We start from the raw sequence: 8728 nt of genomic DNA on the forward strand, positions 1-8728 counted from the left end.
GGCCGCGCCGCCCGCCTGCGCCGCGCCGGCTCGCGGCGAGGGCGCGGCGTGAGCGCGAGCGCCCCGCCGCGCGTGGACGTGCGCGCCTACGCCTGCCCCATGACCTACGTGAAGGCGAAGATCGCGCTCGAGCGCCTCGCGGCCGGAGAGCGGCTCGAGGTCTGGCTCGCCGCGGGAGAGCCGGTGGAGAACCTGCCGAGGAGCGCGGCCGAGGACGGCCACCGCGTGCTCGCGGTGGAGCCGCTCGCGGGCGCGCCGGGGGCGTTCCGCGTGGTCCTCGAGAAGGGCGCCGGCGCCGCGCCGGAGTGGCCGTAGGAGGGCGCCGGGTGCCCCGGCGCTCACGGGAGTCGAGAGCGTGAACGACGAACGGCTGGAGCGGTACGCGCGGCAGCTCCTCGTGCCGGGGTTCGGCGAGGCGGCGCAGGAGCGGCTCGGGCGCGCCCGGGTGCGGGTCGTCGGGGCGGACGCGGTCGCGTCCGCCGGCCTCGTCTACCTCGTGCAGGCTGGGGTGGGGCGGCTCTGGATCGAGGACGCCGAGGACGTCTCGCCGAGCGACGCCAGCGGCTGGCTCTTCGCCCCATCCGCCGTCGGCTCGCCGCGCGTCGAGGCGGCGCGCGCCGTGCTCGCCCCGCTCTCGCGCTTCGTCTCGATAGAGCCCTATCCGAAAGGCGGCGTGCCGACCGCGACGCTCGTCTTCGCGTCTTCCGGGCCGCAGGCGCTCGCCTCCGCGGAGGCCGCGCGGCGCGCGGGGATCCCCCACGTGGTCGTCGAGCCTGACGCGGAGGGCGGGGCGCTCGTGGTCGTGCCGCCGGGCGCGCCCTGCTACGCCTGCGCCCGCTCGACCGCCGGCGCGGGCCGTCCCGCGCAGCCCGGCATCGCCGCGCTCTCTGCGCTGGGCGCGGCGGAGCTCGTCCTCATGATCGCGAACCCGGAATCCACCCCCGGGCGACGCATCGATCTCGTCCGCGGCGTCGCGACGGCGCGACCGACGAGCCGGCTCCCGGGGTGCGCGTGCGGCGGCCCCGGCGCGGGCGCGACGTAGCGACGTGTCGCTGCCGCTCGGGTGATCCCTCCTGCGGCGCTCGCCGGCTGCTTGCGGCGGGGCTGCGGCGGGCCGCCTCGCCTGCGCTGCTCGTCTGCCAGAGGGAGGAGAAAGGCCTACCGCGGCGCCGATTTCTCGGCCCGTGTACCCCTGCGCGTCGTCGAGAATTGACCCTCCGGCAACGCCCATCCGGGGGGCGCATTGCACAACGAGCCGGATACACTGAAGAAAGCCAATAGGTGGGGAGGGAATACCCGTTTGGCGGGACAGGATCCGACAGGGTATACTTTCGAGATCGCGCTCGAACGGATCGGCCCCCGGCGACCGGGCGACGGCCGACCGAGCTGAGACGCTGGAGGATCCATGGACACGCACACCACCGGCTTCGTCATCTGGCTGACGGGGATGAACCGCGCCGGCAAGAGCACGCTCGCCGCGCACCTCGCCAAGCGGCTCGTGGCTTCGGGGCGCGCGGTGGAGCTGCTCGACGAGCACGGCGACGCCGCAGTGCTGCTCGAGGGCCTCGGCGCCAGCAAGGAGGACCACGCGCGCGCGGTCGCGCGCCTCGGGCTCGTCGCGAAGGCGGTGGCCCGCTCCGGTGGGATCGCCGTCTGCGCGGCGCTCTCGCCTTACCGCGACGCGCGCGACGCCCTGCGCAAGGAGGCGCGCCGGTTCCTCGAGGTGTTCGTCGACTGCTCGATGGAGAAGCTCCAGCAGCGCGATCCGCAGGGGATCTATCGCCGCGCGCTCGCCGGCGAGCTGAAGCAGGTCCCCGGCGTCGACGTTCCTTACGAGCCGCCCACCCACGCGGACGTGACGGTCCACACCGACCAGCTCTCCGTCGAGGAGGCCGGGACGCGCGTGTTCCAGGCCCTCGTGGATCAGCGGCTCGTGGGGCCGGCCGAGTTCGGACGGATCACGGGCGGGCTCCGGCCGCGCCGGGGCAAGCCGGACCGCGCCGTTCGCGGCGGCGCCCGGCGGAAGCTCGTCGCGAAGGCGGCGGCGAGGCAGGCGCCGAAGAAGGTCGCCGGCAGGGCCACGAAGACCGCCAAGCGCCGCCGCTGAGCGGCTGCGAGCCGCGCGCCTGCGGCGTCACGGGCGGCACGTACGCCTTCGCCGCGGCTCCCGGGCCTCGGCGACGGCATGACGCGTCTCGCGACCCCCCGGATCCGGTCGCGGAGCTTTGCGCGCGCGGACGCGAGCGAGTAAAAGTCCCGCGCCATGTCGCCGAACGTTCTCGAAGATCTCCGCCGCGACTCCGCGCAGAAGCTCGCTCGGCTGAAGGAGGCGCTGCGCGGCTGCGCCAGCGTCCTCGTGGCCTTCTCCGGCGGCGTCGACTCCACCTTCGTCGTCGCCGTCGCGCGAGAGGTGCTCGGCGATCGCGCCGTGGCGCTGACCGCGCACTCCCCGTCGGTTCCCCAGGCAGAGCGCGAGGAGGCGCGCGCGCTCGCCGCCCGGCTCGGCGTCCGCCACCTGGAGCGAGACAGCCACGAGCAGGAGGACCCGGGCTACCTCTCGAACCCGGTCGATCGCTGCTACTACTGCAAGCGCGAGCTCTTCCGGATCTGCGAGGAGACGGCCCGGGTCGAGGGGCTCGCCGTCGTGCTCGACGGCTTCAACGCCGACGATCTGGGCGATCACCGGCCGGGGCACCGCGCCGCCGAGGAGCGGCGCGTCCGCTCGCCGCTCGCGGAGGCGGGCCTCACGAAGGACGAGGTGCGCGCCTGGAGCGAGGCCTACGGGCTCCCGACCTGGGCGAAGCCGCAGATGGCGTGCCTCGCCTCGCGCATCCCCTACGGAACGCCGGTCACCCCCGAGCGGCTCGGGCAGGTGGAGCGAGCCGAGGCTGGGCTCCGCGCCCTGGGGTTCCGCGACCTGCGCGTCCGCCATCACGGCGACATCGGGCGGGTGGAGCTCGCCGAGGGCGAGCTCGCCCGCGGGTTCGAGCGTCGCGCCGAGATCGCCCTGGCCGTCAAGGCAGCGGGGTTCAAGCTGGCCGTGCTCGATCTGGAGCCCTTCCGGTCGGGCCGCATGAACGCGCTCGCCGGTGTCGCGCTGCCCGTCGTGGCGGGGTAGGGCGGTCGGCCCCGGGGCCCTCGTCGGAGGCGCCCCTGTCAAGAAAACTGTCGAACGTGCGCTTTCTTGCGAGGCGGCTATCGAGTGGTAGCGTGTAGGCAAACGTAAGCCGTTGTCGCAAGGAGCCTACACATGCCTACGCCCGCCGAGCTGACCGACGTCGTTGCCGCCCAGGACCCGAGCGCGTCTGCGCGCCTCGAGCCGATGCTGGTCCGGCTTCCCCCCCAGTTCGCCGCCGAGCTCCGCAACCTCGCCCGCCGCACGCGGGTCCGTCAGTCCGACTACCTGCGCGAGGCCGTGGCCGACCTCCTCGCCAAGTACGGCCAGCTCCCGCCCGAGCAGGGGGCGATGTGACGGCCGAGACGTCCGGCCGCAAGGACGGACGCTCGACCCCGCCCGAGCCGCCGCGCCTCCCGGGCGGCCGGGTGCGCGTCGCCACCGGGGCCCGGGCGCCGGTGTTCGGCGTCTTCATGGAGCTCTACCGGGCGGCGCGGGCAGCGAACCGTCCGGATAGACGACCGCGGCAAGCGTGAGCCCCCAGCCGGGCGCGCGCACGCCGCGGTACCGCCCGCGCGCGAGCAGGAGGTCGCGGACGAGGGTCGGCGGCGCGAGCCCGAGCCCCACCGCCACGGCGGTGCCGGCGAGGTTGCGGATCATCGCGCGCAAGAAGCCGTGTCCCTCGAAGACGAGGGCGTGGAGCGGCGCCCAGCTCGCGGTGACCACGTCGGCCCGGGTGACGGTGCGCACCGTGCCCCGCTGCTCTCCCGGGCGGGCGAAGCCGGTGAAGTCGTGCGTCCCCACGGCGTGCGAGAGCGCGCTCCGCATCGCCTCGGCGTCGAGCCGCGCCTCGGTGAGCGCCGGGAACGCCCGCGGGTCCGGGAGCGCCCACGCGTACCCGGCGAGCGGGCCGGGCGGCGGCGCGCCGACGAGGTAGACGTAGCGGCGGCCGCGGGCGGTGTTCCGCGCGTGGAAGGACGGCCCGACCCGCAGCGCCTCGCGCACCAGGATCCCCTCTGGCAGGGCGGCGTTCAGCGCGCGACGTAGCGCCTCGGGATCGAGCGCCGCGCGCGCCGAGAAGCTCACGACCTGGTCGAGCGCGTGCACCCCGGCGTCCGTGCGCGCCGCCACGGCGAGCGTCGCCCTGACGCCCGCGGCGAGGAGCGCCCCCTCGAGCGCGTCCTGCACCGTGGGCAGCCCCGGCTGCCGCTGAAACCCGCGGAAACGCCCGCCTTCGTAGGCGACGCGCAGAGCGTAGAAGCGCCTTTCCACCTCGTGCTAAGTTCACCACGCCCGCCGCGCCTGCGTCACCTCCGGCGTGCGCTCCCCACCCACCTCCTCATCCGAGTCCCGCACCCCGATGGCGCCCGGCACAGACGAGACGCTCCTCCTCGACGACCCCCGCCTGCAGGGCGGCGAGTGGCTGTTCCGCAAGGGCGGCCAGGTGTTCGGCCCGGTCGATTCGCGCGGCCTCGCCGCGATGCTCTACCGCGGCGAGCTCGACGCCCTGACCTCGGTGTCCGCGGGCGACGGCAGCTGGCGTCCCGTCGGCGAGGTCCCCCTCTTCATCCTGCACGCCAAGCGGGCGGCGGCGGCGCAGCGGGTGGAGCGCGAGGTCACCGGAGCGCGCCAGCTCGCGGCGCGCCGCGGGCGCCGGCGCGCGCTCGGCTGGGCCCTCGCGCTCGCGCTCCTCGTGGGCGGCGCGGCGGTCGTCGGGTTCCTGCTCGCCCGGCGCCCGGCGGAGACGAGCGCGCTGCTCGAGGACTTCGGCGCCGGGATCTCCATCGCCTCGGCGGCGCGGGTGGGCGTCGAGCACCGCGCGCCGGAGGCGGACGACATGGTCGAGGTGCCCATGGACGCGCCGGCGCCCGGGGCGAGCGGCGGCCGCGCGCGCCCGCCCGCGGCCTCGCCGGAGAAGAGCGGCGGCCTCGCGGCGTCCTCGCGCCGCGCGGCAGGCGGCGCGATCGACGGCGGCGAGCTCGTCTCGGCGCAGTTCGACGAGCGCAAGATCCAGGCGGTCGTCTCGCGCGAGCAGCGCACGCTCGTGCCGTGCTTCCGCGACGAGGCGACGCGCTCGCCCGACTTCCACGGCGACGTGCCCATCGAGTTCGCGATCGGCAACGACGGCCGCGTGGCGGCGCTCTGGATCGACGAGCCGCGCTTCCGCGCCGGCGCGCTCAAGGACTGCCTCGTGAAGGCGCTCGGCGGCTGGCACTTCGAGACGTTCCCGGGGCAGCGGCCGACGGTCTCACTCGCGTTCCGGATCGGGCGATGACGGCCACCGCCGAGAAGCTCGCCTCCCGCGCGGAGGACCTGCCGGAAGGCTCCTTCCGCCGCGAGGTCCTGGAGGGCGCGCGGCGCTTCAAGACCGCGTGGGTCGGGCTCGCCCGGCTGCTCGTGGAGGTGAAGCGCAAGGAGCGCTGGCGCGAGTGGGGTTACCCGAGCTTCGAGCGGTACTGCTCGAAGGAGCTGTTCATCCGGAGCGCGACGGCCGAGAAGCTCACCGCGAGCTACGGGTTCCTCGAGCGGCACGAGCCCGAGCTCGCGAAGCAGCGGGGCGACGGGCGCGCTCCGCCCTTCGAGGTGATCGAGGTGCTGTCCCGCGCCGAGGCCGCGGGGCGGCTGTCGGACTCCGGCTGGCGCGAGCTCCGCGACGAGGTGCTCGTGGAGCGCCCCCCGACGCCCGCGACCATGAACCGCAAGCTCGCGGAGCGGTTCGGTCCGCCCGCCCCGCCGGCGCCCGCTCCCAAGGAGGATCGGCTCGATCGGCTCGCGGCGCAGGCGCGCCGCCTCGCGGAGGCCTGTCGCGAGGAGGCGGCCGTGCCCCGGCCGGTCGCGGAGCGCGCAAGCGCCCTCGCAGGGGAGATCGAATCGCTGCTCCGCCGCTGATCCGTGACGCCCCGAAGGAGTTGGTGGGGCGGTGCGGGACGCACCTGGCTATATTCGAACCGTGCCCCAAATTCCGGGGGTCGGGGGCTTGGTGGTAACATCGTGGAACCGAGGGATCGCGTGAGCCGGAAAGACCATCACGGCAACCTGTCGTGCTCATTCTGCGGGAAGGGGCAACGGGAGGTTCGCAAGCTCATCGCGGGGCCGACGGTCTACATCTGCGACGAGTGCATCCGCCTCTGCAACGACATCATCGCGGAGGAGGCGGAGCGCGACGAGGGGCGCCCCGCCGTCTCGCTGCCGACGCCGGCCGAGATCAAGAGCTTCCTCGACGACTACGTGGTCGGTCAGGACAAGGCGAAGAAGGTCCTCTCCGTCGCCGTCTACAACCACTACAAGCGCGTCTACTCCAAGAAGCCGGCGCGGCCGCAGCGACCGGGCCAGGCGCGGCCAGGCGGGGACGACGTCGAGCTCCAGAAGTCGAACATCCTCCTCATCGGGCCGACGGGGTCGGGCAAGACGCTCCTCGCCCAGTCGCTCGCCCGGTTCCTCAACGTCCCGTTCACCATCGCGGACGCGACGAGCCTCACCGAGGCCGGCTACGTCGGCGAGGACGTCGAGAACATCATCCAGAACCTGCTCCACGCCGCGGACTACGACGTCGAGAAGGCCGCCCGCGGCATCGTCTACATCGACGAGATCGACAAGATCGCCCGCAAGGGCGACTCCCCGTCCCCGACGCGCGACGTCGGCGGCGAGGGCGTGCAGCAGGCGCTCCTCAAGATCATCGAGGGCACGCGCGCGAACGTCACCCCGCGCGGCGGCAAGAAGTACAACCAGCAGGAGTACATCCAGGTCGACACCTCGAACATCCTCTTCATCGTCGGCGGGGCCTTCTGCGGGCTCGAGCAGGTGATCCGCCGCCGCGCCGGCGTGAAGGCGCTCGGCTTCGGGGCCAAGATCGAGCGCAAGGAGGAGGCGAGCCTCGGCGAGCTCCTCGCGCGCGTCGAGCCGTCCGATCTCGTGAAGTTCGGGATGATCCCCGAGTTCGTCGGGCGCCTGCCCATCATCGCGACGCTCGCCGATCTCTCCGAGGAGGATCTCGTCACGATCCTCACCCAGCCGAAGAACGCGCTCACGAAGCAGTACGTGAAGCTCTTCGACCTCGAGAAGGTGAAGCTCTCCTTCACGAAGGAGTCGCTGCGCGCCACCGCCCGCGAGGCGATGCGGCGGAAGTCCGGCGCCCGCGGCCTCCGCGCCATCCTCGAGCAGGCGATGCTCGACATCATGTACGACGTGCCGTACCGGGAGGGCGTGAAGGAGTGCAAGATCACGGACGGCGTGATCCTGAACAAGGAGCCGCCGCTCCTCTCGTTCGAGAAGGAGAAGAAGCTCGCCTAGGGCGGTCTTCCGTCCTGGATGCACCCTCGACGCCCTGGCCGCCTCGGCCGGGGCGTCCGTGTCTTCGGGGCTGCGTAGCGGCCGGCAGGAGGGTGGGCGGGGTGACGGCGCCGCACAGTGTGCCGCGATGCGCCGCGCGCGAGGTGCCAAGCGTCCGGGAAAACCGTGGAATTTACGCGGCATCCCGATTGCTAGGTCATCCGGGTGAGGAGCCCGCCGGGGACCCTGGCCATTCCGGCGCCCGACCTCCGAGGAGAACCGTCATGCTCCGCCACACGCTCATCGCCGCGCTGATCGCGACCTCGCTCGCGCCGCTCTCGACGCACGCGCAGGACGGCGGCTGGGACGACGACTCCGGGGATCGGTGGGCCGACGAGCGCTCGCCCGACTACGACGTCTCGGTGGACGTGGGCGTCTCCGGCGGCGTCACCTTCGACACGTTCTACGATCCGCTGGGCCAGTACGGCGAGTGGGTTTCCGCCGGCGCCTACGGGCGCGTGTGGCGGCCGCACGTGGCCGGCGGATGGCGCCCGTACTACTACGGCCGGTGGGAGTGGACGAACGAGGGCTGGTTCTGGGTGTCGGACGAGCCGTGGGGCTGGGCCGCCTATCACTACGGGCGCTGGGCCTACGACGGCTTCTACGGCTGGGTCTGGGTGCCGGGGTACCAGTGGGCGCCGGCGTGGGTGTCCTGGCGGTTCTCCGGCGACGTCGTCGGCTGGGCGCCGCTCGCTCCAGGACTGTCCGTGTACGTGACCTCCTATCCGTTCTACGACACCTGGTGGACGTTCGTGCCGAGCGTCCGCTTCGTCTCCGTGCCCGTCTACAGCGTCGCCTACGCGCCCCGCTACACGCGCCACTACTTCGACCGCACCGCCCCCGCGCCGGCGCGGCCGGCTCCGCGCCCGGTCCCGGGCGGCGCCCGTCCGTCTCCTGCTCCGGCGTGGGGCGGCCCCGCGCCTCGCGCCATCGAGGCCCGCCTCGGCCGGCCTCTCCGTCCGTCGCGCGTGATCGCCGCGCCGTCGCCGGCCGCCGCGCGAGCAGGCTCCGGGGAGATCTCGGTCTATCGGCCCGACGCTCGGCCGGCGCCGGGGCGGGGCGGCTTCGGCCGTCCCGAGGGGCGCGGCCCGGCGGCGGCGCCGGCGCCCGGCCGGAGCGGCGAGCGTGGCAACGCGTTCGTGCCGCCGGGGCGCCAGGGCGCGCCGGAAGCAGCGCCCGGTCCGCGCGGCTGGACCCGGCCCGAGCGCGCGGAGCCCATCGGCGAGCGTCGTGGCTCCGCGGCGCCTCCGCCGCGCGGCGAGGGCGGAGCGCCGGGGTGGACGC

The 8728-nt window shown here is 74.2% G+C and carries 10 protein-coding genes; 9 read left to right on the forward strand and 1 reads right to left on the reverse strand.

What is annotated here, in order from left to right; all coding sequences use genetic code 11:
* From MNY60_RS22580 to MNY60_RS22600, 5 genes are all read left to right on the forward strand, one after another.
* On the forward strand, positions 1-315 hold a 315-nt coding region (locus MNY60_RS22580; RefSeq protein WP_242361973.1), incomplete at its 5' end, for a sulfurtransferase TusA family protein.
* Between the two features lie 40 nt (positions 316-355).
* Positions 356-1042, forward strand: a complete 687-nt coding sequence (locus MNY60_RS22585; RefSeq protein WP_242341265.1) for a ThiF family adenylyltransferase — start codon at positions 356-358, stop codon at positions 1040-1042.
* A gap of 363 nt (positions 1043-1405) precedes the next feature.
* Positions 1406-2107, forward strand: coding sequence for an adenylyl-sulfate kinase (gene cysC, locus MNY60_RS22590; RefSeq protein ID WP_242341266.1), 702 nt, complete (start codon positions 1406-1408; stop codon positions 2105-2107).
* A gap of 156 nt (positions 2108-2263) precedes the next feature.
* A complete protein-coding gene (gene larE, locus MNY60_RS22595) occupies positions 2264-3118 on the forward strand; it encodes an ATP-dependent sacrificial sulfur transferase LarE (RefSeq protein ID WP_242341267.1) in 855 nt (284 codons plus the stop codon).
* A 132-nt stretch (positions 3119-3250) separates the two neighbouring features.
* Positions 3251-3472 (forward strand): ribbon-helix-helix domain-containing protein, encoded by a 222-nt coding sequence (locus tag MNY60_RS22600; protein WP_242341268.1) that lies wholly within the window; start codon positions 3251-3253, stop codon positions 3470-3472.
* A gap of 114 nt (positions 3473-3586) precedes the next feature.
* Here MNY60_RS22600 and truA read toward each other — a convergent pair whose 3' ends face one another.
* On the reverse strand, positions 3587-4387 hold the full coding sequence (truA, locus tag MNY60_RS22605; RefSeq protein WP_242341269.1) for a tRNA pseudouridine(38-40) synthase TruA: 801 nt from the start codon (positions 4385-4387) through the stop codon (positions 3587-3589).
* Positions 4388-4475: 88 nt separating this feature from the next.
* Between truA and MNY60_RS22610 the strand changes: the two genes are divergently transcribed.
* From MNY60_RS22610 to MNY60_RS22625, 4 genes are all read left to right on the forward strand, one after another.
* A complete protein-coding gene (locus MNY60_RS22610) occupies positions 4476-5390 on the forward strand; it encodes an AgmX/PglI C-terminal domain-containing protein (RefSeq protein WP_242341270.1) in 915 nt (304 codons plus the stop codon).
* Complete coding sequence (locus tag MNY60_RS22615) at positions 5387-6004, forward strand: hypothetical protein (protein ID WP_242341271.1); 618 nt, start codon at positions 5387-5389, stop codon at positions 6002-6004. The genes MNY60_RS22610 and MNY60_RS22615 overlap by 4 nt, the downstream gene beginning before the upstream one ends.
* Before the next feature lie 120 nt (positions 6005-6124).
* On the forward strand, positions 6125-7405 hold the full coding sequence (gene clpX / locus MNY60_RS22620) for an ATP-dependent Clp protease ATP-binding subunit ClpX (RefSeq protein WP_242341272.1): 1281 nt from the start codon (positions 6125-6127) through the stop codon (positions 7403-7405).
* 263 nt (positions 7406-7668) lie between these two features.
* On the forward strand, positions 7669-8728 hold a 1060-nt coding region (locus tag MNY60_RS22625; protein ID WP_242361975.1), incomplete at its 3' end, for a DUF6600 domain-containing protein.

The sequence above is a fragment of the Anaeromyxobacter sp. SG17 genome, from assembly GCF_022690695.1.
In the GTDB taxonomy this organism is placed as follows: Bacteria; Myxococcota; Myxococcia; order Myxococcales; family Anaeromyxobacteraceae; genus Anaeromyxobacter; species Anaeromyxobacter soli.

Coding starts and splice junctions, on each gene's coding strand:
- cysC (WP_242341266.1), top strand. CDS start 1,406: ATGGACACGCACACCACCGGCTTCGTCATCTGGCTGACGGGGATGAAC.
- larE (WP_242341267.1), top strand. CDS start 2,264: ATGTCGCCGAACGTTCTCGAAGATCTCCGCCGCGACTCCGCGCAGAAG.
- MNY60_RS22600 (WP_242341268.1), top strand. CDS start 3,251: ATGCCTACGCCCGCCGAGCTGACCGACGTCGTTGCCGCCCAGGACCCG.
- MNY60_RS22610 (WP_242341270.1), top strand. CDS start 4,476: ATGGCGCCCGGCACAGACGAGACGCTCCTCCTCGACGACCCCCGCCTG.
- MNY60_RS22615 (WP_242341271.1), top strand. CDS start 5,387: ATGACGGCCACCGCCGAGAAGCTCGCCTCCCGCGCGGAGGACCTGCCG.